Source organism: Streptomyces sp. NPDC006552, from assembly GCF_040611655.1.
Lineage (GTDB): Bacteria > Actinomycetota > Actinomycetes > Streptomycetales > Streptomycetaceae > Streptomyces.
In genome coordinates this window covers 23,948-49,761 of record NZ_JBEXOS010000040.1, presented here as the reverse complement: position 1 = coordinate 49,761, position 25,814 = coordinate 23,948, and the positions used below count along the sequence as shown (strand labels likewise).

The window sequence follows — 25,814 nt, the reverse complement described above, 5'->3', positions numbered from 1 at the left end:
CAGAGAATCCGCCGGGTCAGGCGGTCGCCGCCGCGTACTTCTGCAGGAAGCGCGCCTCGGCCACCGACAGCCGCTCCAGCTCCTGCGGCGAGACGCTCTCGTTCACCGCGTGGATCTGCGCCTCCGGCTCGCTCAGGCCGATCAGCAGGATCTCCGCCTCGGGGTAGAGCGAGGCGAGCGTGGAGCAGAGCGGGATCGAGCCGCCCTGGCCCGCGTAACTCATCTCCTGGCCGTCGTACGCCTCCGCCATCGCGTCCGCAAGCGCGGCGTACGCGGGGCTCGCGGTGTCCGCGCGGAACGGCTGGCCCTGGCCGACCTGCTCGACCCGCACCCGGGCGCCCCACGGGGTGTGCGCCTCGATGTGCGCCGTCAGGAGCTTCGTCGCCTCGGCGGCGTCCGTGCCCGGCGGCACCCGCAGGCTGATCAGCGCCCGGGCGCCGGCCTGCACGGACGGAGTGGCGCCGACCACCGGCGGGCAGTCGATGCCGAGCACGGTCACCGCGGGCCGCGCCCAGATCCGGTCGGCGACCGTGCCGGAACCGATCAGCTCCACGCCGTCGAGCACCTTCGCGTCCCCGCGGAAGGCCTCCTCGTCGTACTGCAGCCCGTCCCAGGACGCCGCCGCCTCCAGGCCGTCCACGGTCGTCGAGCCGTCCGCGGCGCGCAGCGAGTCCAGGACGCGGACCAGCGCGGCCAGCGCGTCGGGGGCCGCGCCGCCGAACTGGCCGGAGTGGAGGTTGCCTTCGAGGGTGTCGACCTGGACGCGGACCAGGGTCATCCCGCGCAGCGTGGCCGTCGCGGTGGGCAGCCCGGCGCGGAAGTTGCCCGCGTCGCCGATGACGACGGTGTCGGCGCGCAGCAGCTCGGGGTGGTCCTCGGCGTAGCGCTCCAGGCCACCGGTGCCCTGCTCCTCGGAGCCCTCCGCGATCACCTTGACGTTGACCGGCACGCCGCCGTTCGCCTTCAGGGCGCGGATCGCCAGCAGGTGCAGCAGCACCCCGCCCTTGCAGTCGGCGGCGCCGCGCCCGTACCAGCGCCCGTCCTCGCGTTCGGTCAGCTCGAACGGGGGAGTCACCCACGCCTCTTCGTCCAGCGGCGGCTGCACGTCGTAGTGCGCGTACAGCAGCACCGTCGGCGCGCCCGCGGGCCCGGGCAGAAAGCCGTAGACGGACTGGGTGCCGTCCGGGGTGTCGAGGAGCGCCACGTCCTGGAAGCCCTCGGCGCGCAGCGCGTCCGCCACCCAGCCGGCCGCGGCCTCGCTCTCGCTCTTCGGATACTGAGCGAAGTCCGCCACCGACTTGAAGGCCACCAGCTCGGCCAGTTCGGCCTTGGCCCGCGGCAGCAGGGCGGCGACGGTCTCGGCGATCGGGTGCGGCGACATGGGCACGCTCCTTGTAGGTGCGATGGTGTGCAGAGTGTGCCGATGATCCTCCCACAGCAGGTCACGGGGGCGGCCGCCGTAGGATGCCAGGGAAACGTGCGGCAGGCAGCTGGATCGGGAGCAGTAGACCATCGTGAGCAGCGAGAACTCGACGGACGGCGACGGCATGGGCGACGAGCAGGCCATGGAGGTGTGGGACGTCGTCGTGGTGGGCGCCGGGCCCGCGGGGGCGTCCGCCGCGTACGCGGCCGCGGTCGCGGGACGGCGGGTGCTGCTCCTGGAGAAGGCGGAGCTGCCGCGCTACAAGACGTGCGGCGGCGGCATCATCGGCCCCTCGCGCGACTCCCTGCCGCCGGGCTTCGAACTGCCGCTCAAGGACAAGATCAACGCGGTCACGTTCTCCCTGAACGGCAAGTACGCGCGCACCCGGCGCTCGCGCACCACGCTGTTCGGGCTCATCAACCGGCCCGAGTTCGACGCGCAGCTCGTCGAGCACGCCCAGAAGGCGGGCGCCGAGCTGCGCACCGGCGCCACGGTCTCCCGCGTCGAGCAGCACGGCAGCGAGGTGCCCGACCGGCGCACCGTCGCCGTCATCCTCCAGGACGGCGAGAGCGTCCTCGCCCGCTCCGTGGTCGGCGCGGACGGCAGCGCGAGCCGGATAGGGGCACACGTCGGGGTCAAGCTGGACCAGGTCGACCTGGGTCTGGAGGCCGAGATCCCGGTCCCGCAGGCGGTCGCCGACGACTGGCGCGGCCGCGTCCTCATCGACTGGGGACCGATGCCCGGCAGTTACGGCTGGGTCTTCCCCAAGGACGACACCCTGACCGTCGGCGTGATCTCGGCCCGCGGCGAAGGGGCCGCCACCAAGCGGTACTTGGAGGACTTCATCGGCCGGCTCGGCCTCGCCGGGTTCGAGCCCGCGATCTCCTCCGGGCATCTGACGCGCTGCCGCGCCGACGACTCGCCGCTCTCCCGCGGCCGGGTCCTGGTCTGCGGCGACGCGGCCGGACTGCTCGAACCGTGGACCCGCGAGGGCATCTCGTTCGCCCTGCGCTCGGGACGGCTCGCCGGGGAGTGGGCGGTGCGCGTCTCCGAGGCGCACGACGCGGTCGACGCCCGCCGGCAGGCGCTGAACTACGCGTTCGCCGTCAAGGCCGGGCTCGGCGTCGAGATGGCCGTCGGCAAGCGCATGCTCACCCTCTTCGAGCGCAGGCCCGGCCTGCTGCACGCGGCGCTCACCGGGCTGCGCCCCGCGTGGAACGCGTTCGCGCGGATCACCCGCGGCACGACCACCCTCGGCGAGCTGGTGCGCACCCATCCGCTGGCGGGGCGGGCGCTGTCGCGCATGGAGCGCTGAGCGGCCCCGGCGCACCCCGCGTACTCCCCGGGGAGTACGCGTGATCACCCCGCCCGGCGGACGCCTCGCGCGTCCCGTGCGCCGTAGCGTGGGGCCATGGACCAGCAGCGCGGACAGGACGGCGGCCCGGGACCGGCCCCGGGCGGCCCGCCGTGGCTCCGGCCGGGCCCGTCCTGGGGGAGCCCCTGGTGGGACCGGGAGCGCGGCGGCCGCCTGCCCTGGCGGTCCACCGCGCTGGTGACCGTCGTCGTCCTCGCCGGCTCGCACGTCGCCGCGGGTGCGCAGAGCGACCGCGCCGCCCTGGACGTCTACGGGCGGCTGCTGCTGCTCGCCGGCTGCCTGCTCCTGCTGTGGCGCCACCGCCACCCGGTCCCCGTCGCCTTCGGCACGGCCCTGTGCGCGACGGCGTACCTCGGCGGCGGCTATCCGTACGGGCCGGTCTTCCTCATGGTCGCGCTCGGGTGCTTCTCGGCGATCGTGGCGGGGCACCGGCGCGCCGCCTGGGCCGCCGTCGGACTGCTCTGGCTGGGGCACCTCCTGGTGGCGCACTGGCTGTACGCGTACCTGCCGCCGGCCGCCGACGGGCCGGGCCGCTGGGGGCAGGAGGGGCTCGTCGCGGCGTGGGTGCTCGCCGTCGTGGCCGTCGCCGAACTCGCCCGGGTGCGGCGCCAGCAAGGGGAGCAGGCGCGGGCCGAGCGGCGGCGGGCGGCGCGGCGGCGGGCCGACGAGGAGCGGCTGCGCATCGCCCGCGAACTGCACGACGTGCTCGCCCACTCCATCTCCGTGATCAACGTGCAGGCGGGCGTCGGACTCGCCCTGCTCGACACCGACCCGGAGCAGGCGCGCACCGCGCTGACCACGATCAAGGACGCCAGCAAGGAAGCGCTGGGAGAGGTGCGGCAGGTCCTCGACACGCTGCGCACTCCCGGGGACGCGCCCCGCGCCCCCGCGCCGGGGCTCGACCGGCTGCCGGAACTCGTCGACCAGGCGGCGGCCGCCGGTCTCACCGTCGACGTGCGCTCCGAGGGAGCGGGGCCCGCGCTGGCGCCGGGCACCGACCTCGCCGCGTTCCGGATCGTGCAGGAGGCGCTGACCAACGTCGTACGGCACTCCGGGTCCCGCCGGGCCGAGGTCCGACTGCGCCACACGCCGGGCCTGTTGACGCTGACCGTCGACGACGAGGGGCCCGCCGGCCACGTGGACGCGGGTGGCAGCGGCAACGGGCTCGCCGGGATGCGGGAGCGGGCCGCCGCGCTCGGTGGCACGATCGAGGCGGGCCCGCGCCCGGACGGCGGCTTCCGCGTCGTGGCCGAGCTGCCGCTCACCGCCGCGTCCTCCGCCCCGCGGCACTCCGCTGCACCGTCTGCACCCTCTTCCTCGTCATCCTCACCGGAGGCCCCCCGATGATCCGCGTCCTGCTCGCCGACGACCAGTCGCTCGTCCGCGCCGGGTTCCGGGCGCTGCTCGGCGCGCAGGGCGACATCGAGGTCGTGGGGGAGGCGGCCGACGGTACGCAGGCCGTGCGCCAGGTGCGCGAGCTGCGGCCCGACGTCGTCCTCATGGACATCCGGATGCCGCTCCTCGACGGCCTCGCCGCGACCCGGCGGATCGGTCAGGACCCGGACCTGGCGGCCGTGAAGGTGGTCATGCTGACCACCTTCGAACTCGACGAGTACGTCTTCGAGGCGATCCGCTGCGGCGCCTCGGGCTTCCTCGTCAAGGACACCGAACCGGAGGAGCTGCTGCGCGCCGTACGGGCCGTCGTCCGGGGCGACGCGCTGCTCTCGCCGGGCGTCACCCGGCGCCTCATCGCCGAGTTCGCGGCGCGCTCCAAACAGCCGGCGGCGGCCGGGTCGCTCTCGGGGCTGACCGAGCGGGAGCGCGAGGTGATGGCGCTCGTCGGCATCGGCCTGTCCAACGAGGAGATCGCCCGCCGCCTGGTCGTCAGCCCGCTCACCGCGAAGACCCATGTGAGCCGCACCATGGTCAAGCTGGGCGCCCGGGACCGGGCCCAACTGGTCGTGCTCGCCTACGAGTCGGGGCTGGTGCGGCCGGGCTGGCTGGGCTGACCACTCTGTGTGCATACGCATTTAATGCGAATGCAACAAAGGGGGTTCTCTCTGCTACCGTGCGGACATGGCGGCACAGAAGTCGGGAGCGGGGGTCGCGTCGGGCCTCGTGGAGCAGTGGCGGGAGATCCTCGCCGTACACGCGCGCACGATGTGCGAGCTCGACCGCGAGCTGCACCGGCACGGCCTGGGCGCCAGCGACTTCGAGGTGCTCGACGTGCTCGCCGAGGGCACCGCGCAGGACGGCGGCCCGGCCTTCCGGGTCCAGGAGATCGCCGCGCAGGTCCATCTGAGCCAGAGCGCCCTGTCCCGGCTGGTGGGACGCCTGGAGAAGGACGGGCTCGTGGAGCGCGGCATGTGCAGCGAGGACCGGCGCGGGGTGCGGGTCTGCCTCACCCCGAAGGGCCGCGCCCTGTACGGCGAGGTCCGGCCGGTGCAGCGGGCCGTACTGCGCCGGATGCTGACACCCGGTGCCCGGCGGCTGACACCTGGCGCCTGACGCGCGGTGTCGGAGTCTTGCACCCGGCGTCCGATGCTTGGTGCCCGGCGGCTGACACCCGGCGTCTGACGCGCGGTGCCGGAGTCTTGCATCCGGCGTCCGACGCTCGGCGCCCGGCGGCTGACGCCCGGCGCGTCTGACGCGCGGTGCCGGCTGTGGGCACCAGGCGCCTGACGACCGGCGCCGGCACCCCGGCGGCTGCCATCCGGTGTCTGTGGCACACGCCGGCGTCTGCCACCCGGCGCTGTCGACACCTCGGCGTCCGCCACGCGGCGCCGGATGCCGGTCAGCCCGGCGTACGCCGGGGTGCCGGATGCCGGTCAGCCCCAGGTGATCGCCGAGCGCTCCCGCCACAGCGCGGCCACCGACGCGTCGCCGCTCAGGGACGGGAACGGCAGCCGGTTCCACAGCGACAGGTAGAGGCGCGCGGCCGGTCCCGCCAGCTCGCAGTCCGCCTCGTCCGTCGCGCCGCGCTCGGCCCGGGGCGGCTCCTCGGTGATGCGGACCGTCCACGTCGCGTCCGCGTCCGTGGCGCGCACCCGCAGCACCCGGGGCTGCGCGGACCGCACCCGGCTCTTCTTGCGGGCGTGCATCCCGCGCAGCAGTTCGTCGATCCCGTCGACCGCCACGTCCCCGGCGACCGGGTCCGGCGCCGTCGGCAGCGCCGACTGCGCGTCCACCCGGTGGATCGTCGTCTCGTGGGCCTGGCGCCGCGCCCAGAAGGCGAGCGGCGTGGGCGCCGGCAGGAACGCCCAGCAGGACACGTCCGGCGGTGCCTGTGTCAGCGTCTCGACCAGGTACGTGTGGCCCCGCCGGAACCAGTCGAGCAGGGGCTCCCCGTCGAGGTCGGGCAGGCCCCCGTCCGGGTAGGGCCCCTGATGTCCCTCGGCGACGAACCCCGCCGCCCAGCGGTGCACCATGCCCACGTGCCGCAGCAGGTCGCGGACCTGCCAGTCGGGGCAGGTCGGCACCTTGGCGTCGACCCCCGCCTGCTCGGCGGCGGCCGCGAGCCGCCGGCCCTCCGTGTCCAGGACGTGCAGGTGTTCGGCAATCTCCATGGGGCGAGTGTGCCGGGTGCGAGGGGCCCGGCGGCGCGATTTCCGGGGATTGAGACGCCTGGCCGAGGGGCCCGGCGGCGGTGGCGTACGCGCCCCTCTCAGGTGGTCGCCGCGTTCCGCGTCGCGAAGCCGATCGTCGCCGCGACCGCCGCGAGCAGTGCCACGCTCGTCAGGGCGGCGGGCAGGGAGAACCAGTCCGCCATGAAGCCGATCGCGGGCGGCCCGAGCAGCATGCCGCCGTAGCCGAGGGTGGACGCCGCGGCGACACCGGTCGGGCCGGCGAGGGCGCCGGCCCGTTCGACGGCGACCGGGAAGATGTTCGCCAGGCCGAGCCCGGTCACCGCGAAGCCGACGAGGGTCAGCCAGACCGAGGGCGCCAGCGAGCCGAGCAGCATCCCCGCCGCGCCGGTCACCCCGCCGAAGACCACCGTGCGGGTCCTGCCGAGCCGTTCGAGCAGCGCGGTGCCGGAGAGCCGGCCGGCCGTCATGGCCAGCGCGAAGCAGGAGTAGCTGGCGGCGGCGACCCCCGGGTGGGCGTGCAGGTCCTCCTCCAGGTGGAGCGCGCTCCAGTCGGCCAGGGCCCCTTCCCCGTAGGCCGTGCACAGGGCGATGAGCCCGAAGACGAGGACCAGGCCCCGGGTGCGGCCGCCGACGGGGCGCGGGGCCTCGTCCTCGTGGGAGCGGTGCGCGGGAGGCGGCGGGGTGTGGCGCAGCAGGGCGGGCGCGGTGGACGCGGTGACCACGAGCCCGATCACGGTGATCGCCAGCAGATGCCGGGTGGGGGAGAGGTGGCCCGCGACCAGTCCGCCGAGGCCCGAACCCACCATGCCGCCGAGGCTGAACGCGGCATGGAAGCTCGGCATCACCGGCCGGCCGAGCGCGGCGACGAGGTCGACGGCGGCGCTGTTCATCGCCACGTTCATCCCGCCGTAGGCCGCTCCGAAGACGAGCAGGACGAGCCCGAGCGCGAGCGGCGAGTGCGTCAGCGGCGGCAGGGCGACGGTGAGCGGCAGGAGCACTCCGCAGACCACGGTCACCGCATGGCTGCCGAACCGGCGGCAGAGCCCGCCCGTCAGCATCATCGTGACGACGGCCCCCGCCGACACCCCGAGCAGCGCGAGCCCGAGCGCGCTCGCCGAGGCCCCGGTCTGCTCCTTGATCGCGGGGATCCGCACCACCCAGCCCGCGAAGACGAAGCCGTCGAGGGCGAAGAAGACGGTGAGGACGGTACGCAGGCGGGTCAGGGCCGAGGCGGGGCGCGGTCCGTCGGCGCTGACGGTCCCGAGTTTGTTTAGTAGCGGCACAAAAGCAGGGTAGGGCGAGGGGTCCGCCCGGGACAAGGGGGGAGCGGGGCGCGGTGCGGGCCGGTACGGCGGCGGGTGCGGGCGGCGAGGGGCGGCCATGACGGAGAAGGCGCGCGGGGTGGGAACCCCGCGCGCCCTCTTCTCGTACGTGGACCTGGTGGCCGCCCCGGACCGCCCGGTTCAGACCGCCACCACCCGAACCCCCGCCTCGTCGAAGCGGGCGAGCGTCTCCTTGTCGGCGGCGACGTCCGTGACCAGGATGTCCACCTGCGCCAGGTCGCAGATCCGCGCGAACGCCCGGTGCCCCAGCTTGCTGGAGTCCGCCGCGACCACGACCCGCTCCGCCCGCTCGCACAGCAGGCGGTTGATCGCGGCCTCCGCCTCGTCGTGCGCGGAGGCGCCGTGCACGACGTCGAGGCCGACGACGCCGAGCACCGCCGTGTCCAGCGTGACCTGGCCGAGGACGCCGTCGGCGAGCGGGCCGATCAGCTCGTACGACTGCGGCCGGGCGACGCCGCCGGTCAGCACGATCTTGAACTGGGGCCGCACCGCCAGCTCGTTGGCGATGTTCAGGGCGTTGGTGACGATCGTCAGGGCCGGGGTGCCCGAGGCGAGGTCGGGCCGGACGGCGAGGGCGCGCGCCACCTCCGTCGTGGTCGTGCCGCCGGTCAGGCCCACCGCCTCGCCGGGGGTGAGGAGTTCGGCGACGGCCTTGGCGATGCGCTGCTTCTCGGCGGCGCCGAGCGCGGTCTTGTAGCGCAGAGGGAGTTCGTAGCTGACGCCGTGCACGACGGCGCCGCCGCGCGTGCGCACCAGCATCTGCTGCTCCGCGAGCTGGTCGAAGTCGCGCCGGATCGTCGCGGCGGAGACACCCAGGTGCGCGGCCGCCTCCTCCACGTCGAGGCGGCCGCGCTCGACGAGCAGCTCCAGGAGGGACTTCCAGCGGGCGTCGCGGGACATCCGCGGCCTCCAATCGTCGAACGGCTCGGTTGGACGACCTTAACCGTTTGCGCGTGATTGCTTGATACTGATTGAAAGCTAGCGATATCTTGCAAGAACACGCATTGTGCGGCGCGTCTGCGTCCGCACGGCCGACCGGGGAGTGGGTAGGGCATGAGTCACGTCGAGAACGAGCTGAACAGCCAGCCGCAGTGCTGGACGCGCGCCGCTGAACTGGCGGTCAGCCACAAGGCGGCCCTGCCGGAGGCGGGCGAGCGGGTCGCGGTCGTCGGCTGCGGCACCTCCTGGTTCATGGCGCAGGCCGTGGCGGCGCTGCGCGAACAGGCGGGGCAGGGCGAGACCGACGCGTTCGCCGCCTCGGAGTTCCCCGCCGGGCGGCCCTACGACCGGGTGATCGCGCTGACCCGCTCCGGCACCACCACCGAGGTCCTCGAACTGCTGGCCGCACTCAAGGGATCGGTGCGCACCACCGCGATCACCGGCGACCCGCAGACGCCCATCAGCCAGGCCGCCGACGACCTCGTGGTCCTCGACTTCGCCGACGAACGGTCCGTGGTGCAGACCCGCTTCGCCACCACCGCGTTCACCCTGCTCCGCGCCCACCTCGGCCGCCACACCGAGCAGGTCGTCGCCGACGCGCGCACCGCGCTCGCCGAACCGCTGCCCGAAGGGCTCGTGGAGTGCGCCCAGTTCACCTTCCTCGGCCGCGGCTGGAGCGTCGGCCTGGCCAACGAGGCCGCGCTGAAGATGCGCGAGGCCTCCCTGTCGTGGACCGAGGCGTACCCCGCGATGGAGTACCGGCACGGTCCGATCAGCGTCACCACCGCGGGCACCGCCACCTGGATGCTGGGCGAGGCGCCCGAGGGACTGGCCGAGCAGGTCGGTGCGACCGGCGCCCTGTGGATCGAAGGCCGGCTCGACCCGCTGGCGGAGCTGGTGCGGGCCCAGCGCCTGGCCGTCGCCGTCGCCGCGCACCGGGGCCTGGACCCCGACCGCCCCCGCCACCTCACGCGCTCGGTGATCCTGACCGCCAGCTGACCGCACCCACCGGCCATGTGAAAGGAGGGGCAGTGCCCCTCGCAGCAACAGGAACGCTGGTCGCCGCGGCCGCCGCCCGGCGCGGCGCCGTCGCCGCCTTCAACGTCATCACCCTCGAACACATCGAGGCCGTCGTCGCGGGTGCCGAGACCGCCGGCGCGCCCGTCATCCTGCAGATCTCCGAGAACGCGGTCCGCTACCGCTACGGCCGGCTCCTGCCGCTGACCCGCGCCGCGGCGGCCGTCGCCGAGGGGGCCCGCGTCGACGTCGCCCTCCACCTCGACCACGTCCAGAGCGACAACCTGCTGCGCCAGGCCGTCGACGCCGGCTTCAGCTCGGTGATGTACGACGCCGCCCGTCTCTCCTACGACGAGAACCTCACCGCGACCCGCGCCGCCGCCGACTGGGGCCACGCCAACGGGCTCTGGGTGGAGGCCGAACTGGGCGAGGTCGGGGGCAAGGACGGGGCCGCACCGCTCGACGCGCACGCGCCCGGCGCCCGCACCGACCCCGGAGAGGCCCGGGCGTTCGTCTCCGACGCGGGCGTGGACGCCCTGGCCGTCGCGGTCGGCTCCTCGCACGCCATGACCACCCGCACCGCCGCCCTCGACCACGACCTCCTCAAGCGGCTCGCCGAGGGCCTGGACGTGCCGCTGGTGCTGCACGGCTCCTCCGGGGTGCCCGACGGTGAACTCGCCGCGGCCGTCCGCGGCGGCATCGCCAAGGTCAACGTCGGCACCGCCCTGAACATCGCGATGACCGGCGCCATCCGGGAGTTCCTCGCGCGGCACCCCGACGCCGTCGACTCCCGCAAGTACCTCACCGTCGGGCGCGAGGCCATGGTCCGTACCGTCGGCGAACTGATCACGGTGCTGCGCGGCTGACCCCGCGTCGCACCGCCCCTCCCTCGTGTGCCCGGCAGCCGGACTGCCGGGCACACGAGTGCGCGGTACGTGTGCATGGCCCGACTCTCGCCGGAAAGCGCCCGGTTGGCGCCACGCACCTGCGCGGCCGCGGCACCCCGGGCGCACCCGCTCGTCACCGGACCCGCCCGGCAGCAGAAAGCCGGTGACGGGGCGGCCACCCCGTCACCGGCTCGCGCGCCCCTCTCCCCGACGTGTGAACACGCAGACGAGAAGCGGCGCGATGCCCGAGCTTATCGAGGGCCCCGCCGACACGATCACGAGCCCCGGCCCACCTGGCCGCCGGGACCGGCCGACGCGGCCCGCCGCCGATGTCGCCCGCGTGCGGCGCGAGTTGGCCCTGCGTCGGGAGGGCTCCGTGCGGCCCGGGCCTCCAGGGCGCAGGATGGAGGGCATGACCGGACCCGCACTGTTCGCCCGCGGACCCGAGGAGATCGCCCCCGGCGCCGTCCACGTCCCGGACTGGCTCGGCGGGGCGGAGCAGCGCGACCTCCTCGCGTCGTGCCGGAGCTGGGCGCGCCCGCCCGCGGGGCTGCGCGAGGTACGCCTGCCCGGCGGCGGCCGGATGACCGTGCGCCAGTTCGGCCTGGGCTGGCACTGGTTCCCGTACGGGTACGCGCGCACCGCCGTCGACGGCGACGGGCAGCCCGTGAAGGCGATGCCGCCGGAGCTGGCCGACCTCGGCCGGCGCGCGGTGACCGCCGCGTACGGCGGTGCGGCGCCCGCCGAGACGTACGACATCGCGTTGATCAACTATTACGACGCGGACGCCCGCATGGGCCTGCACAAGGACCGGGACGAGAAGTCCGCCGCGCCCGTGGTCTCGGTCAGCCTTGGTGACACCTGTGTCTTCCGGTTCGGCAACACCGAGACCCGCACCAGGCCGTACACGGACGTCACCCTGCACAGCGGTGACCTCTTCGTCTTCGGCGGAGCCTCCCGCTTCGCCTACCACGGGGTCCCGCGCACCCTGCCCGGCACCGCACCCCCGGAACTCGGCCTGCGCGGCCGGCTCAACATCACCCTGCGCGTCAGCGGTCTGTGACGGACACCGCGCCGCGCCGGGCGGGCGGGCGGGGGGCGCACACCGGATACCATTCCAGACCGTGATCAGGGCGAGGAGTTGCTGATGGGCGGCAGGGCGGTCTCCGGGGACGGGGGCCACACGGCGGGCGGCGGCGGTGCGCGGCCCCCGCGCCTGGAGCGGGGCCGCAGCGCGCTCGGCCCGGCGCTCGAACTCGTCCACACCGGGCGGGCCCCGACCCGCGCCGTCCTCACCGCCGAACTCGGCGTGACCCGCGCCACCGCGGGCGCCGTCGCGGCCGAACTGGAAGCGCTCGGCCTCATCCGCATCGACGCCCGGCCGAGCGCCTCGGCCGGCTCGCAGGGCCGCCCCTCGCACCGGCTCTCGGTCGCCGAGGACGGGCCCGTGGCGCTCGCCGCGCAGGTGCACGCCGACGGCTACCGCGCGGCGCTCGTCGGACTCGGCGGCCGCATCGTCGCCACCACCCCCGGCTGCGAGATCATCGACGCCGATCCGGCGAACGTGCTGCGCTCGGTGGTGGAGGCCGGCGTCCGGCTCCTGGAGTCCACCGGGCGGCGCTGCGTCGGCGCCGGACTCGCCGTGCCGTCCGCGGTCGCGGAGCCCGAGGGCACCGCCCTCAACCCGCTCCACCTGGCCTGGCCCGCCGGATCGCCGGTGCGGCAGATCTTCGCCGACTGTGTGCGCGAGGCGGGCCTCGCCACCCCCGCCTTCGCCGCCAACGACGTGAACCTCGCCGCCCTCGCCGAGCACCGGCACGGCGCCGGGCGCGGCGCCCGCGACCTGCTGTGCGTCGCCACCGGACACCGCGGTGTCGGCGGTGCCCTGGTCCTCGACGGCCGTCTGCACACCGGCAGTTCGGGCCTCGCCCTCGAGGTCGGCCACCTCACCGTCAACCCCGAGGGCCGCCCCTGCCACTGCGGCAGCCGCGGCTGCCTGGACGTCGAGGCCGACCCGCTGGCCTTCCTGACCGCGGCGGGCCGCACCCCGGACCCGGACGGCTCCCTGCTGGAACAGGCGCACGCGCTGGTGCGCGAGGCCCCGGACGACCGCGGGGTGCGCACGGCCGTCGAGACGCTCGTCGACCGGCTCGGGCTCGGCCTCGCGGGCCTGGTCAACATCCTCAACCCGGACCGGATCATCCTCGGCGGGCTGCACCGCGTCCTCCTGGGCGCCGCCCCGGAGCGGCTGCGCGCCGTCGTCGCCGACCGCAGCCTGTGGGGGCGCAGCGGCGGCGTCCCCATCCTGGCGTGCACGCTCGACCACAACAGCCTGGTCGGGGCCGCCGAGCTGGCCTGGCAGCCCGCGCTCGACGACCCGCTGGGCGCGCTCTCCGCCTGAACACCGGTCCGGCGGCTACGCCCACTCCACCGCGAACACGGCCGCCGGACCGGCCACGAGGACCCGCTCGACCACCGCCGCCGCTCACCCGGGGACCGCCAACGGCGATCGGCGCCCCGCACGAACGGCTCGGCGGGATCGTCCGCGTGGGAGGCGAGCAACTCGGCTGTTTCATAGGCCGCTTGACGCACCCCGGGCGCCGCCGCGAGCCCGGGCAGCTCTCCGGCCCGCCCGCCGCCCGCGGCCGTACAGGGCCCACCGCACGACGGTCCCGCCGCCGAGCGCGGCGAACACGGCGGGCTCCCGCCGGGCAAGGCCCGTGTCGTCCAGTTCCTGGCCCGGCAGCGGCGGGCCGCGGAAGACCAGGTGTTCATGGGCGTCGACCACCCCCGACGCGCCCGGCGCCACGCCGCCTTGAACGGTCCGCACGACGCCGCTCACCAATGCCTCCCACGCACCAGCAGCTCCCGCTCGGGCTCCGACAAATGCAGAACCTGGTACCGGTCGCCCGGCGCCTCGGGGACGTCGTGGTCCCAGAGCGAGAAGGTCATCAGCTCCCAGCCGCGCGGGTCGACGGCGGCGGCCGCCAGCACCGCGCCCTCCGTCGCCGCGAGGCGCGCCGTCTCGGCCACGGCCCCGGCCATCAGCGCCGGGAGTTCGGCGCCCTCCGCGATCGGGGTGCGCCGCCGCACCGCGGTGCGCGCGGGGCGTCCGGCCGCGCCGCCCTCCTCGTAGGCCACGCCCGTCCAGTGCTGGACGGGCGGGCGGCCGAAGTCCCGCACGATGCCCTGGAAGCCGGCGCCCCAGAGGAAGGAGTTCATGCCCTGCGGTGTGGTCCACAGGTAGAACGGCGCGTACTGGTTCACGGGGGAGCCGGCCACCCCGCGCTCCCGCATCAAGTAGGCCTTGACGCCGAGTCCGGCGAACGCGTCGAGGAGGTGGCCCCGGGTCGCCACCCGCTCGCGGACGAGCCCCATGTCGTAGGCGGCGGGGAGCGTGATCTCGTACTGCATCGCGTACACGGTCGTACTTCTCCTTACAGGTGGTCGCCGCCGGACGCGAGCAAGGCGAGCAGTCCGCGCACCCCCGCGTCGAAGGCGCTGGTGTCTCCGGAGGCGCGCGCGAGTACGTAACCGCCCTGCACGGTCGCCACGATGGTCGCCGCGAGGTCGCGCGGCACCAGGTCGGCATCGAACTCCCCGCCGTCCACGCCCTCTTGGAGTACCTCGGCGAGCCGGTCGCGGACGTAGGCGATGGTCTCGTCGACCGGTGCGCGCAGTTCCTCGCTCAGGAGCACGTCCGGGTCCATCGTGAGCCGGCCGACGGGGCAGCCGCGCAGGACGTCGCGCTCCCGCAGCAGATACGCGGCCACGCGCGCGTGGGCCGGCCCTCCCGCGTCGAGCAGCCGGTCGACGGCGGCCCGCATCTCCTCACCGGTGCGCCGGATCGCGGCAAGGGCGAGATCCGGCTTGCCGGTGAAGTGGTGGTACATGCTGCCCTGGCCGACACCCGCGCGCTGCAGGATCGCCTTCGGGCTCGTGCCGACGTACCCGCGCTCCCACAAAAGCTCGCGGGTGGTCTCGATCAGACGCTCCGGAGTGTCCTTCATGCGCTGACTGTACATACCAGTAGTTACATACGACAGTACTCTGCTGCGGGAGGCAACCCGCAGCGGTCCGCCTACTCCATCGGAGGTACGTGCGGTGCCGCCGGTCGTACGACGCTTTCGCCCCCGATCGGCGCGAGGCTCGACTCATCACGCACCGCACACGCAACTCTCCGGGAGATGAGTCGGATGCAGACCCTCGCGCACCTCGCAGGAGACGGGCCCGGCCCGTGGATCCTGCTCTTCCCGCTCATCTGGGCGGCCGTCGCCGTCGGCGTCGTCACGCTGCTGCGCCGCACCGCTTGGCGCGGCCGCGGACCGTGGCGGCCCGGACCGCACGCCGACCGGCGCGGCGGCCGGGGGGCCGACGAGCACTCGCCCCTCGCCGTGCTCGGCCGCCGCTTCGCCGCGGGGGAGATCGACGAGGACGAGTACTGGCGCCGGCTGACGGTCCTGAACGAGGAGTTCGGCCACTACGCCACCACCGGCACCCCGCCCGAGAAGGGCGCCGCCTGACGTGGAAGGGCGTCGAGACGGCGTCACCGCCCGGTCAGCCTGCGACGGCCGACCGGGCGGGAGCATGCTCCGACACGCGCACCTCGGGCGCGTCGGGACAGAGGGCGGCCGCAGGTCCGTGGAGCGGGGGCGGCGGCGGGGCCTGCGCCGGGGACGGCACGGACAGGGCGAACCAGACGACCTTGCCGCCGTCGCGGTGCGGCCGCGCGCCCCAGCTCTCGCTGAGCGCCGCGACCATCGCGAGACCGCGTCCGCATGTCGCGCCGGCTTCCAGGTCACGCGCGACGGGCAGCCGCGGATCGTGGTCGTGGACCGACAGCGTGAGCCGCCTGCCGCGCAGCGCGAGCTCCACGGTGCATCTCTTGTCCGGCTCGGCGTGCCGGTGGACGTTGGAGAGCAACTCGGTGACACCGAGCGCGGCGAGATCGGTCAAGGGATCGAGATGCCAGTAGCGCAATTGCGCCGACACGATTCTGCGGACCTGGCCGATCCGCGACGGCAGGGCTTGGAGCTCCACCGTGCAATACCTGCTCGGCTGGCTGATCACGGCTGCGACTCCCCGAATGAGGTCCGGAAGAAGACGAGAACGGATCGAGCGGTACGTTCACGCTGTGGCAGGACCGCCCGCTACATGTCCGGCGGGGCTGGTTCGCAGCGTCATCGCCGGTGCACCCTGAGTAATGATGTGTGACCAGCGTGGCCCAGGGGGTGCGGGCGTGCAACTTCGCAGCCGTCACCGACGGTGAGCGGCGTCAGGTGGCGCGCGTTCCGGCCCGGCGCACGGCCTCGATGAACTGCCGGACCGCAGGCGGCCCCGCCTGCCTGCTCTGCCCGCCAAGCCGCAGCAGATACCGACGGCCGTCGACCTCGGCCGTCGCCCGGTCGTCGGGGCCGAACCAGGGCTTGCCCGCCCGGACTTCGTCCAGGGGAGCGCTGTCGATCTCACTGCCGTAGCTGGTGAGGAGTTCGAGCCTGCCGCCCGTGATCCGGATCTGACCGGCCCGGGTCAGCGAGCGCAGCCGCCGCCCGATCCGCACGCCCGTCGCCGTGAACTCCGGCTCCGCCATGGTGCGCCGCCCCCTCTCCTCCCGCTCTGCGATGCAGTCTGCACGTACCTGCCCGGGAGCACCAGTACGCGCGGGGCCGCGGAGCGGAGCAACGGACGCATCCAGAATATGCGCCCCCCGCCCGCGCGTGCCCTCCTGCGCCAGCCCTGCCTTTGAGCCGCCCAAAGGCATGTTTATGCAGGTGAGAAGGGTGAGGAAGGTGTCTATGATCGAGGCGTCCGGTCAGATCCGACCGGCCCCGCACCGGCCGTTCGGTACCCCGCTCCGTGCGGGCCCCTCCGGCCCGACGCGCGGGACGACGCGAAGGAGCCGCGCGGTGAGCACGACCCAGCAGGGCACTCCGGCGGGCGACGGCCCGGCCGGTGAGCCGGTCCCCACGCTCGACGTCGACCACACGGATGCCGCGTACCGGAGCTGGCTGAAAGAGGCCGTCCGCAAGGTGCAGGCCGACAGCAACCGCTCGGCCGACACACATCTGCTGCGCTTCCCGCTCCCGGAGCACTGGGGCATCGACCTCTACCTGAAGGACGAGTCGACCCACCCCACCGGCAGCCTCAAGCACCGGCTCGCCCGCTCCCTCTTCCTCTACGGGCTGTGCAACGGCTGGATCCGGCCGGACCGCCCCGTCATCGAGGCGTCCAGCGGCTCGACGGCGGTCTCGGAGGCGTACTTCGCGAAGCTGATCGGCGTGCCCTTCATCGCGGTGATGCCGCGTACGACCAGCGCCGAGAAGTGCCGCCTGATCGAGTTCCACGGCGGCCGGTGCCACTTCGTCGACGACCCCAGGACCATGTACGAGGAGTCGGCGGCCCTGGCCGCCCGCACGGGCGGCCACTACATGGACCAGTTCACGTACGCGGAGCGGGCCACCGACTGGCGCGGCAACAACAACATCGCCGAGTCGATCTACCGGCAGATGGAGCTGGAGCGCTATCCCTGCCCCACGTGGATCGTGGCGACGGCCGGGACGGGCGGCACCTCGGCGACCCTCGCCCGCTACGTCCACTACATGCAGCACGACACCCGCGTCTGCGTCGCCGACCCGGAGAACTCCTGCTTCTTCGAGGGCTGGACGCAGAACGACCCCGACGCCTCCAGCGACTGCGGCTCGCGCATCGAGGGGATCGGCCGCCCCCGCATGGAGCCGAGCTTCGTGCCCGGTGCCATCGACCGCATGATGAAGGTGCCCGACGCGGCGAGCGTCGCAGCCGTCCGGGCGCTGGAGCGGGCGATCGGCCGCAAGGCCGGCGGCTCGACGGGCACGGGCCTGTGGAGCGCGCTCAAGATCGTCGCGGAGATGGTGGCGGAGGGCCGCAAGGGCAGCGTGGTCACCCTGCTGTGCGATCCGGGCGACCGCTACCTGGACAAGTACTACTCCGACGCGTGGCTGCGGGACCAGGGCCTGGACATCGGCCCCTATACCCGGACCCTCGAACAGCTGCTGGTCACGGGGGTGTGGCCGACGCGGGAGGCGTGAGCGCCGCGGGGTCCCGTCCGTGACCCCGCGCCCGCGCTCTCAGCCCCCGGGCGCGGGGAACTGCGCCAGCGGGACAGCGGCCCTGCCGGAGGAGTGGCGGGCTGCCGGGCCGTCAGATCTCTGTACCGGGATCCGGCTCACCCGCGACGACGAGCCGCACGTGCTCACCGGCCTCGGCGCGCGCCTCGGCCGGCAGCCCCGCGTCCGTCACCAGCGTGTCCACCTGATCCAGGGAGGCGAACGAACTCAGGCCCACCGTCCCCCACTTGGTGTGGTCGGCCACGACCACCACCCGCCGCGCGGACTGCACGAGCCGCCGGTTCGTCTCCGCCTCCGCCAGGTTCGGCGTGGACAGACCCGCCCCGGGGCTGATCCCGTGCACCCCGAGGAAGAGCACGTCGAAGTGGAGCGCCGCGATCGCCTGGTCGGCGACCGGCCCCACCAGGGAGTCGGACGGCGTGCGCACACCGCCGGTCAGCACCACGGTCGCCGCGCCCGGCCGGGTGCCCGCGCTGCGCTGCGCCGCGTGGAACACGTCGGCCACCCGCACCGAGTTGGTGACCACCGTCAGGTCCGGCACGTCGAGCAGCTGCTGGGCCAGCGCGTACGTCGTCGTACCGCCGGACAGGGCGATCGCGGTGCCGGGCGCGGCGAGCGTCGCCGCGGCGCGCGCGATGTCCTCCTTGGCGCTCAGTTCGAGCCCCGACTTCGCCTCGAAGCCCGGCTCGTGCGTGCTCGCCTCGACGACCGGGACGGCCCCGCCGTGCACCTTCTCCAGGACACCCTGGCGGGCCAGCGCGTCGAGGTCGCGGCGGACCGTCATGTCGGAGACGCCGAGCTTCCTCGTCAGCTCGTTCACCCGGACGCCGCCGCGCCGGCGCACCTCGTCGAGGATCAGGGCGCGGCGCTGCTCCGCGAGGAGGTTCTGGTTCTCGCTCACGTCCCGTCGGATCCCTTCACCCGTCCCGCCCGCCACCCGGCGCGCTCTGCTGCGTCATCCTCGCACGCGCCGCCGACGGCCGTCCCACCCGCCCGCGGGGGACCGGCACGGCGGCGCCCGGTGCATCGGTGCCACAACGATCGGGGAGATTCCGTGACGGGGAGTGCGCCCGCGCGACCCGGAGCGGGATTCTGGTAGGTGGTCAGAACGGGGGACGCAGATGACGCTCGGGAACCAGAAGGACGAGCAGGACCGGACCGGCGCACGGGGCCCGGCGGGCCCGGCGACGGCGGCGGACGAGACCGCCCTGGAACTGCTCGTGCACGGAGTCGGCGGCACCACACCCCAGGAGATGCTCGGCGACCCGCGCACGGTCCGCGTCTCCGGCGACGAGACCGCGGCGGTCTTCCGCCGGGTCGAGGACGCCGACGCCGAGCGCCGCCCGGACGACTACCGCGGCAAACCCGTCCCCGAGGCGTACGTGTGGTCCAACCTCACCTCGGGCAACGGCTCCCGGGCCCTGTGGCTGTTGCTGCTGCCGTTCATGGTCGTCAACATCGCGCACTGGATGCGCCCCGACGCCCTGCGCCGCTCCGGCGCCGTCCGCCTCTACGGCCTGCTCGTCCGCCTCGCCGGACTCACCCTCACCGTGCTCTTCGCCGCCGCGGCCTGCGAGGTCGCGCTCGATCTGACGGCATGGCAGTGCGCGGGGACCGCGGCGTGCGGCGCCCGGCGGGCGTGGCTCGGCTTCCTCTCCGTGGACGCGCACGGCGACGGCGGCTGGTGGAGCCAGCCGGGCCGGCGCCTCGCGCTGGCCGCTCTTGTGCCCACCGCCCTGACGGCCCTGCTCTGGTACCTCTCGCACCGCACCTGGAACGCGTACGAGTCCCAGCTGCCGCTGCCGCACCAGCCCGAACCCGACGACGGCGAGGCGAACAACGCCCTCGGCAGGCCCGGGTTCTGGTACGGGCGCCGGCTCGTCGCCCGGCTGCGCGCCGCGCACAGCGCCGCGGGCCTGCTCACCGTCGCCGCGGCCGTCGGCACGTCCGCGGCCCGCCACGACCGGGCGCCCGGCGGCCCCGCGCTCCTGGACCTCCTCGGATGGGTCCTCATCGGCGCCCTGCTCGCGGGGGCGCTCGCCGTCATCGGCGTCGTCGTCCACCGCGGCCGCAGCGAGAACACCCTGGACGTCACCCTGGACCGCGCGCTCGTCCGCCTCCTGCCCTACGGCGCCCTGCTCCTGCTCGCGCTGAGCATGGTGTACGCGGGCTGGTCCCGCCCGCAGTGGCGCTCCTCGGGGCGGCTGCCCGGCGACGCGGTCTTCGGCGGCATCGCCCTCGTCGAGGCCGCGGCGGTCGTGGCCCTCGCCGTCGTCGCCAAGGTGATCTACCGCAGGGCCCCGGACCCCCGCACCGCCCTGCGCGGCCTGGGCGGCCCGGCCACCGCGATGCTCGCCTGCGCCCTCGGCGGCGTGATGACCGGCGGCATCGCGCAGCGCGTCGCCGACTGGCTGGACGGCACCAGCGGCCTCATCGACGGGCCGCCGGTCCTGCTCTCCTGGCAGGCGTCCATGATCCCGCCCCTGCTGGTCGTCCTCGCCGCCCTGTGCGGCGCGCTCGTCCTGCGTACCGCGCGCCTCAAGAAGCGCGAGACGGCCAGGGTCGCGCTCGACTACCACCTCTACGACCGTCCCGGCACGAGCGGCGAACCCGCGGACCCGACCCGCACCCAGCGCATCGCGGGCACCCGCGCGCGGGCCGCCCTCACCGACAAGGCCCCCTTGATGATCGGCGTCGTCTCGTCGGTGACGCTGCTGCTCGGCGCCCTCGCCGTGGCCGGCGCCTGGGCCACCGGCGAGGTGCCGGGCGTCGCCGCCGAGGGCTCGTACTCCGTCGTCCAGGGCGCGGCGGACACCGCGCAGGCGCTCGGCTCCTGGCTGATCGGTTTCGGCTTCATACTGTTCGTCACCTGGGGGCGGCGCGCCTACAAGGACCCCTCCGCCCGCCGCACCATCGGCATCCTCTGGGACGTGGGCACCTTCTGGCCCCGCGCCGCGCACCCCTTCGCGCCCCCCTGCTACGCCGAGCGCGCTGTCCCCGACCTGACCTGGCGCATGGCCACGTGGACCCGGGCCACCGGCGGCCGCCTGATCCTCTCCGGTCACTCCCAGGGCAGCGTCCTCGCCGCGGCCGCCGCCTGGCAACTGCCGCCCTCCGTGAGGAAGCGCGTCGGACTGCTCACCTACGGGTCACCGCTGGAGCGGCTCTACGGCCGCTGGTTCCCGGCGCACTTCGGCCCCGGCGCCCTGGCCGCCCTGCACCGGCAGGTCGACTGCTGGCGCAACCTGTACCGCGAGACCGACCCGATCGGCGGCCCCATCCGCCTGTCCGGCGGCTGCGGTCCGGGCGTCGACCACCCCGCCCTGCCCGACCCGCTCGCCTACGGCCGGACCGCCGAACACCCGCTGCCCGCACCGATCCTGGGCCACGGCGACTACCAGGCCGACCCGGTCTTCGCGCAGGAGCGGGCGCGGCTGCTGGCCCGCCTCAGACCGGGCGTCCCGCAGCCGCGCCCGGAGGCCGGGCCACCGGAGGCGTGAGCGGGGCTCAGGGCAGCTCGGGCAGGTCGTCCGGGTACAGGAGCGTGAGGTCGTCCGTGTCCGGCTCGTCGACCTGGGCGACCCGTCCCGCGTGCCGCTCCACCATCGACTCGAAGGTCTGGCGCGCGGTCCGTCCGTTGCCGAACGCCGGGCCCTTGGGGAGCGCCGTGAAGTACGCGAGCAGCGCCTGCGGCGTCCCCGGGGCGAGCCGGTACTCGTGCTCCTCGGCCTGCTGCTCCACGATGCGCAGCAGCTCCTCGGGGACGTAGTCGGAGAAGGTGATGGTCCGTGAGAAGCGGGACGCCACACCGGGGTTGACCGAAAGGAACCGCTCCATCTCCGCGGTGTAGCCCGCGACGATGACGACAACGGAGTCCCGCTGGTCCTCCATCAGCTTCACGAGCGTGTCGATCGCCTCACGGCCGAAGTCGCGCCCGGAGTCCTCGGGGGAGAGGGCGTACGCCTCGTCGATGAAGAGCACGCCGCCGTGGGCGCGCTGGAAGGCCTCCTGGGTGCGGATCGCCGTCGACCCGATGTGCTCGCCGACCAGGTCGACGCGGGACACCTCGACGAGGTGCCCCTGTTCCAGGACGCCGAGCCCGGCGAGGATCTCGCCGTACAGCCGCGCCACCGTCGTCTTGCCGGTGCCGGGGGAGCCGGTGAAGACCAGGTGCCGGCGGACGGACGCCGCCTTGAGGCCGGCCTGCTGCCGCCTGCGCCCCACCTCGATCATGTCGGTGAGCGCCCGCACCTCCCGCTTGACGCTCTCCAGGCCCACCAGGGCGTCGAGTTCACCGAGGACGTCCTTCGACGCACGCGCCGGTTTCGACGCCGCGTCCTGTGGTGCGACCGGGCGCTGGTCAGGCACGGCGGCGAGCAGCCCGACGGTCTGGGTGGCGGTCTGCACGGCCGGTTCCGCGGCGGCCGCGGAGCCGCCGGGGCGGACACCGCCGCTCTCGTCGCTCGCGCACTCCTCCACGACGGGGCCGTCCTCCGCGAACTCGTAGCCGCCGCGCGCGCACCGCTCCGTGCGGCACTTCTTCAGGGTCGTGCGGCAGCCGTCCAGGACGTGGAAGCCGTAGCCGCCGCTGCCCGTGACCCGGCAGCCGGTGAAGGTGCCCCGGCCGCCCGCGGACACGTAGAACCCCGCCTCCGCGGGCGAGGTGACCGTGCAGCGCTCGATCGTCGGGTCGGCGCCCTTGGTGACGATGACGCCCGTCTGCGTCGCGTCCACCGTGCAGTTGGCGAGGGTGCCGCCGCTGCCGTGGTCGCGGAACCAGGCGCCGGTCGCGGCCTCGCGGATGCGGCAGTCGTCCAGCTGCGCGCTCGCCCCGTCGCTCACCGACACGGCCGTGTTGCGCACCTGGGTCAGATCGCTGTCGACGACGTCGACGCGTGAGCCGCGGTCGAGCACGAACAGCGCGTCCGGCACGTCGTGCACCCGGCACGCGTCGAGCACGGCGGTCGCGCCGTCGCTCACCCACACCGCCGGATAGTCGCCCGTGCTGTCGAAGATCTCGCACTGGTTGGCGTCCACGCGCGTGCCCGGGTCCCACACCGACAGACCGTTGCGCCCGAACTGCCGTACGGAGGAGCGGGTGAGCGTCAGTACCGACCGGGAGCGCAGGTCGATCGCGTTCTCCGGGATGTCGTGGATGCGGCAGTCCGCGAGCGTGAGCACCGCGTCCGTGTCGAGCGTGACGCCGTCGGCCGTCGTGCGGTGCACGTCGCAGTCGGTGAGGTGGGCGGCGGCCCGGCCGGTGATCTGCACCCCCGAGCCCCTGACCTCGTACACCTCGCAGCCGACGGCCTCCAGGCCGCTGTGCTCACCGGTCGCGGAGAGCCCCGCGCCGCTCGTGTGGTGCACCCGGCAGCGCTCCAGGCGCGGATGGGCCCCGCCGCGCACGGCGACCCCGGCCTGCCCGGCGGCGACGACCTCGCACTCCTCGAACACCCCGCCCCCGCCGTCCACGACGGCGATGCCGATGCCCGCCGGGTTGTCCACCACGCAGCGCCGCACGGTCGGCCGGGCGCCGCCGCGCACCTCGATCCCGGAGGCGGAGCGGGTGACGACCCGTATGTCCACGAGTTCCGGGGCGCCCTCCTCGACGAGCAGCGCGGGCGCCGCCGCGTCCTGCCCCTCGACGTGCAGGTCCTGGACGGTCGCCGAGGCCCGCACGGTCAGCGGCACCCCGTCGGCGGGCGCGATGCGCACCGAGCCGGGGGAGCCCTCGGGGCCGCGCAGGGTCACGGCGCGCTGGACGACGAGATTCTCCCGGTACGTGCCGGGGGCGATGGTCAGCACGTCCCCGTCGGCGGCCGCTTCCAGGGCGGCGGCCAGCGACGCGTACTCACCCGTGCGGCGCCGCCACCGCGATGTGCCGGTGTGCGTCACCTGGACCGTGCCCTGTGCCATGGCGCTGATCTGCCCCCACCTCGTCAATACGCGGGCCGTCCTCACGCCCTGCCCGGCGTCTGTCCTGCGAAAGGTGGGTCCACCGTAGCGTGCGCGGGGCACGGCGGTTGACCGCGGCCGAAGCCCGTCAGCTGCCCGCGCCCGTCCGCCCCCAGTCGGGACCGGCGATGTCCCAGGCCTGGTCCAGGCGCGCGTACCGGCGGCGGACCATGCGCCACAGGACGAGGCGGCGGGCGCCCTCCACGAGGCCGGTCAGGGCGACGCCCGCGCCGACCCCCGCGAGCACCGCGTGCGTGGCGGCGGTGGCCCGGTCGAGCGGCCGGCCCACGACGTGGCCCCGCCGGTCGGTCCAGAGCGGGAAGGTCTCGCCCGCGCGCGGGGAGGTGAGCCCGGCGACGACCCGGTCACGGTGGCGCGATCCGTCCGGCGCCGTCCAGGTCGCGAGGACCCTGCTGTGCGCGTCCCGCGCGGTGGAGGTCTCCGGATCGGGGTCGAGCGGCGGCTGCGCCACCTTCTTGACCACGGTCGCCATGACCTCGTGGCGCCGGTCGTGCTGCTCCTGGACCGAGCGGTACAGGGCGTCGCGGGACATGGAGGCCGCGACGGTGCCGGCGGCCGGTGCGCCGACGACGACGAGGACCAGCGCGACGAGCGCGATCCAGGCCTCCGCCAGGTCGGTGCCGCGGCGCAGCGGATTGTGGCGCCAGCGCCAGAGCCCGGTGATCACCCGCACGGACCGCACCCCCTTCCACCCCCGTCCTGGACCTGGACAGCGACATGCTGCCATTGTCCTTCAACGAGCGTGCCGGGGCACCGGGTTCCCCCGTCGGCCGGGGCTCATGCGAGCACCGTGACCGGATCTCCCACCCGCACCGTGCCGCGCGTCAGGGGTACCAGGTTCGTCCCGAAGCAGAGCTGGTCGCCGAAGCGCCGGTGGCGGGCCAGGGTGCGCAGCGGCTCCTTGCCGCGCTCCGCCGTCTCCTGGTCGGTGGTGGTGACGACGCACCGGCCGCACTTCTTGGTGATGCGGAAGGCGACGGAGCCGATCGCGATGCGCGACCAGTCGTCCTCCGCCCAGGGAGGGGTCCCCGAGACGACCACATTCGGCCGGAAACGGTTCATCGGAAGGGGGCCCTCGTCGGCGTGGTCGCCCTGGGCGATCAGCGAGTTGAGGGCGTCGAGCGAGGAGAGGGTGGTCACCAGGAGGGGGTAGCCGTCGGCGAAGCTGACCGTCTCGCCGGGCTCGGCGTACTGCGGGTCGATGGGGCGTCCGGTCGCCGGGTCGGCGAGGTGCAGCATCCGGATGTCCGTCTCCAGGTAGGCGCTCCACCAGGCGTGCGCCGCCGGGGCGGCGAGCACGGCCTCGACCTTGTCCCGCCAGATCTGGACGGTGGTCGTGCCGGCGGGCTCGGGCACCTCGACCGTCAGCGGGTCCCGGCCCGGCGCGCGGAGCCGGATACCGCCGGGCAGTTGCTCGGCGGCGGCCGGCGCCAGCCGCGGGTACTGGCGCTGCGTGACGATCTTGTTCTCGGCGTCGATCAGCACCCAGCGACGGTCTCCCGCGAGCCCCCACGGTTCCACGGCCGCCTCACGCGGCGCGTGCCCCCGAACCGCCTTCAGCGGGTAGACGTGTATCGAACTGAGTGCAGGTTGCGACATGGGGCCATCCTGCCAGCCGGCACTGACAGCCCCTGGTGCGGGCGAGCGAACGCGGCGGGGTCAGTAACCGCGGTACTGCTGGCGGTTGTACGGATCCTCGTACGGCGCCGGGGCGGGCCGGGGCGCGGCCGGGCGCATCGCCTCGTAGCCGGTGCCCGGGGCCGGGCGCTGCGGCTGGGCCTGCTGCTGGTAGCCACGGGGCGCGGCCTGCTGCTGGTAACCCCGGGGCGCGGCCTGCTGCGGGATGTACGCGGCCGGGACCTGCTGCATCGGGGCGTGCTGCTGGGTTCCGTAGCCGTACTGCGGCGACGGCGCGGACGGGAGGGCGGGCAGGGCCGAGGGCAGGGCGGGCAGCTGGCTCCCGGTGTCGTACGCGGAGGGGACCCGGATCGGGGCGATCTGGGGAGTGCCCCGTTCTGCGACCAGGGAGTCGTAGATCGGAGTGTCCGGGAAGGACGGCGCGGAGTAGTAACCGCCGCCATAGGTGGAGCGGGGGGAGGTCATGGCACATAAGTTAAGCCCACGATGTGGTCGTTGGGGAGACCGATAAGAGGGTTCTTTT

24 protein-coding genes are annotated in these 25,814 nt (G+C 74.5%); 11 read left to right on the top strand and 13 right to left on the bottom strand.

Annotated features, from left to right (window positions below):
• Positions 1-16: 16 nt before the first annotated feature.
• Positions 17-1,381 (bottom strand): dipeptidase, encoded by a 1,365-nt coding sequence (locus ABZY33_RS22760; protein ID WP_356493456.1) that lies wholly within the window; start codon positions 1,379-1,381, stop codon positions 17-19.
• A 166-nt stretch (positions 1,382-1,547) separates the two neighbouring features.
• Here ABZY33_RS22760 and ABZY33_RS22755 point away from each other — a divergent pair, with 166 nt between their 5' ends.
• The 4 genes from ABZY33_RS22755 to ABZY33_RS22740 all read left to right on the top strand — a co-directional run bounded on the left by ABZY33_RS22755 (position 1,548) and on the right by ABZY33_RS22740 (position 5,306).
• The gene (locus tag ABZY33_RS22755) at positions 1,548-2,738 is read left to right on the top strand and encodes a geranylgeranyl reductase family protein (protein WP_356493478.1); all 1,191 of its coding nucleotides are present in this window, start codon (positions 1,548-1,550) and stop codon (positions 2,736-2,738) included.
• Between the two features lie 96 nt (positions 2,739-2,834).
• A complete protein-coding gene (locus tag ABZY33_RS22750; RefSeq protein WP_356493455.1) occupies positions 2,835-4,145 on the top strand; it encodes a sensor histidine kinase in 1,311 nt (436 codons plus the stop codon).
• Positions 4,142-4,807, top strand: a complete 666-nt coding sequence (locus ABZY33_RS22745) for a response regulator transcription factor (protein ID WP_356493454.1) — start codon at positions 4,142-4,144, stop codon at positions 4,805-4,807. Before ABZY33_RS22750 ends, ABZY33_RS22745 begins: the two co-directional genes overlap by 4 nt.
• A 67-nt stretch (positions 4,808-4,874) precedes the next feature.
• Complete coding sequence (locus tag ABZY33_RS22740; RefSeq protein ID WP_356493453.1) at positions 4,875-5,306, top strand: MarR family transcriptional regulator; 432 nt, start codon at positions 4,875-4,877, stop codon at positions 5,304-5,306.
• A gap of 320 nt (positions 5,307-5,626) precedes the next feature.
• On the opposite strand, the gene ABZY33_RS22735 is transcribed toward ABZY33_RS22740, so the two are convergent.
• From ABZY33_RS22735 to ABZY33_RS22725, 3 genes are all read right to left on the bottom strand, one after another.
• Positions 5,627-6,364 (bottom strand): maleylpyruvate isomerase family mycothiol-dependent enzyme, encoded by a 738-nt coding sequence (locus ABZY33_RS22735; protein WP_356493452.1) that lies wholly within the window; start codon positions 6,362-6,364, stop codon positions 5,627-5,629.
• A 98-nt stretch (positions 6,365-6,462) separates the two neighbouring features.
• A complete protein-coding gene (locus tag ABZY33_RS22730; RefSeq protein WP_356493451.1) occupies positions 6,463-7,767 on the bottom strand; it encodes an MFS transporter in 1,305 nt (434 codons plus the stop codon).
• An 81-nt stretch (positions 7,768-7,848) separates the two neighbouring features.
• A complete protein-coding gene (locus ABZY33_RS22725) occupies positions 7,849-8,628 on the bottom strand; it encodes a DeoR/GlpR family DNA-binding transcription regulator (protein WP_356493450.1) in 780 nt (259 codons plus the stop codon).
• A 153-nt stretch (positions 8,629-8,781) separates the two neighbouring features.
• Here ABZY33_RS22725 and ABZY33_RS22720 point away from each other — a divergent pair, with 153 nt between their 5' ends.
• From ABZY33_RS22720 to ABZY33_RS22705, 4 genes are all read left to right on the top strand, one after another.
• Positions 8,782-9,666 carry an SIS domain-containing protein gene (locus ABZY33_RS22720; RefSeq protein WP_356493449.1) on the top strand — a complete coding sequence of 295 codons (885 nt, stop codon included), beginning with the start codon at positions 8,782-8,784 and terminating at the stop codon, positions 9,664-9,666.
• 32 nt (positions 9,667-9,698) lie between these two features.
• Positions 9,699-10,550, top strand: coding sequence for a class II fructose-bisphosphate aldolase (locus tag ABZY33_RS22715; RefSeq protein WP_356493448.1), 852 nt, complete (start codon positions 9,699-9,701; stop codon positions 10,548-10,550).
• Between the two features lie 433 nt (positions 10,551-10,983).
• Complete coding sequence (locus tag ABZY33_RS22710) at positions 10,984-11,634, top strand: alpha-ketoglutarate-dependent dioxygenase AlkB (RefSeq protein WP_356493447.1); 651 nt, start codon at positions 10,984-10,986, stop codon at positions 11,632-11,634.
• A gap of 84 nt (positions 11,635-11,718) precedes the next feature.
• Positions 11,719-12,972, top strand: coding sequence for an ROK family protein (locus tag ABZY33_RS22705; RefSeq protein ID WP_356493446.1), 1,254 nt, complete (start codon positions 11,719-11,721; stop codon positions 12,970-12,972).
• A 437-nt stretch (positions 12,973-13,409) separates the two neighbouring features.
• Here the strand turns inward: ABZY33_RS22705 and ABZY33_RS22700 are convergent, their stop codons facing one another.
• Both ABZY33_RS22700 and ABZY33_RS22695 read right to left on the bottom strand, forming a co-directional pair.
• Positions 13,410-13,994 (bottom strand): DUF4865 family protein, encoded by a 585-nt coding sequence (locus ABZY33_RS22700; protein ID WP_356493445.1) that lies wholly within the window; start codon positions 13,992-13,994, stop codon positions 13,410-13,412.
• A gap of 14 nt (positions 13,995-14,008) precedes the next feature.
• Positions 14,009-14,596 (bottom strand): TetR/AcrR family transcriptional regulator, encoded by a 588-nt coding sequence (locus ABZY33_RS22695; protein WP_356493444.1) that lies wholly within the window; start codon positions 14,594-14,596, stop codon positions 14,009-14,011.
• 171 nt (positions 14,597-14,767) lie between these two features.
• Here ABZY33_RS22695 and ABZY33_RS22690 point away from each other — a divergent pair, with 171 nt between their 5' ends.
• Positions 14,768-15,094 (top strand): SHOCT domain-containing protein, encoded by a 327-nt coding sequence (locus ABZY33_RS22690; RefSeq protein ID WP_356493477.1) that lies wholly within the window; start codon positions 14,768-14,770, stop codon positions 15,092-15,094.
• A 34-nt stretch (positions 15,095-15,128) separates the two neighbouring features.
• On the opposite strand, the gene ABZY33_RS22685 is transcribed toward ABZY33_RS22690, so the two are convergent.
• Both ABZY33_RS22685 and ABZY33_RS22680 read right to left on the bottom strand, forming a co-directional pair.
• Entirely contained in the window at positions 15,129-15,641 is a 513-nt protein-coding gene (locus ABZY33_RS22685) for an ATP-binding protein (protein WP_356493443.1), read from the bottom strand.
• A gap of 205 nt (positions 15,642-15,846) precedes the next feature.
• Entirely contained in the window at positions 15,847-16,161 is a 315-nt protein-coding gene (locus ABZY33_RS22680) for a hypothetical protein (protein WP_356493442.1), read from the bottom strand.
• Between the two features lie 316 nt (positions 16,162-16,477).
• On the opposite strand from ABZY33_RS22680, the gene ABZY33_RS22675 reads away from it, so the two are divergent.
• On the top strand, positions 16,478-17,638 hold the full coding sequence (locus ABZY33_RS22675) for a PLP-dependent cysteine synthase family protein (RefSeq protein WP_356493441.1): 1,161 nt from the start codon (positions 16,478-16,480) through the stop codon (positions 17,636-17,638).
• Between the two features lie 112 nt (positions 17,639-17,750).
• On the opposite strand, the gene ABZY33_RS22670 is transcribed toward ABZY33_RS22675, so the two are convergent.
• Positions 17,751-18,578 carry a DeoR/GlpR family DNA-binding transcription regulator gene (locus ABZY33_RS22670; RefSeq protein ID WP_356493440.1) on the bottom strand — a complete coding sequence of 276 codons (828 nt, stop codon included), beginning with the start codon at positions 18,576-18,578 and terminating at the stop codon, positions 17,751-17,753.
• Between the two features lie 220 nt (positions 18,579-18,798).
• On the opposite strand from ABZY33_RS22670, the gene ABZY33_RS22665 reads away from it, so the two are divergent.
• Entirely contained in the window at positions 18,799-21,177 is a 2,379-nt protein-coding gene (locus tag ABZY33_RS22665; RefSeq protein ID WP_356493439.1) for a hypothetical protein, read from the top strand.
• A gap of 7 nt (positions 21,178-21,184) precedes the next feature.
• Here the strand turns inward: ABZY33_RS22665 and ABZY33_RS22660 are convergent, their stop codons facing one another.
• From ABZY33_RS22660 to ABZY33_RS22645, 4 genes are all read right to left on the bottom strand, one after another.
• Positions 21,185-23,593, bottom strand: coding sequence for a right-handed parallel beta-helix repeat-containing protein (locus tag ABZY33_RS22660; RefSeq protein WP_356493438.1), 2,409 nt, complete (start codon positions 23,591-23,593; stop codon positions 21,185-21,187).
• Between the two features lie 127 nt (positions 23,594-23,720).
• Positions 23,721-24,326 carry a hypothetical protein gene (locus tag ABZY33_RS22655; RefSeq protein WP_356493437.1) on the bottom strand — a complete coding sequence of 202 codons (606 nt, stop codon included), beginning with the start codon at positions 24,324-24,326 and terminating at the stop codon, positions 23,721-23,723.
• 104 nt (positions 24,327-24,430) lie between these two features.
• Positions 24,431-25,252, bottom strand: a complete 822-nt coding sequence (locus ABZY33_RS22650) for an MOSC N-terminal beta barrel domain-containing protein (RefSeq protein ID WP_356493436.1) — start codon at positions 25,250-25,252, stop codon at positions 24,431-24,433.
• A gap of 60 nt (positions 25,253-25,312) precedes the next feature.
• Positions 25,313-25,756: a DUF6643 family protein gene (locus ABZY33_RS22645; RefSeq protein ID WP_356493435.1), complete on the bottom strand. Its 444-nt coding sequence runs from the start codon at positions 25,754-25,756 to the stop codon at positions 25,313-25,315.
• Positions 25,757-25,814: the final 58 nt, after the last annotated feature.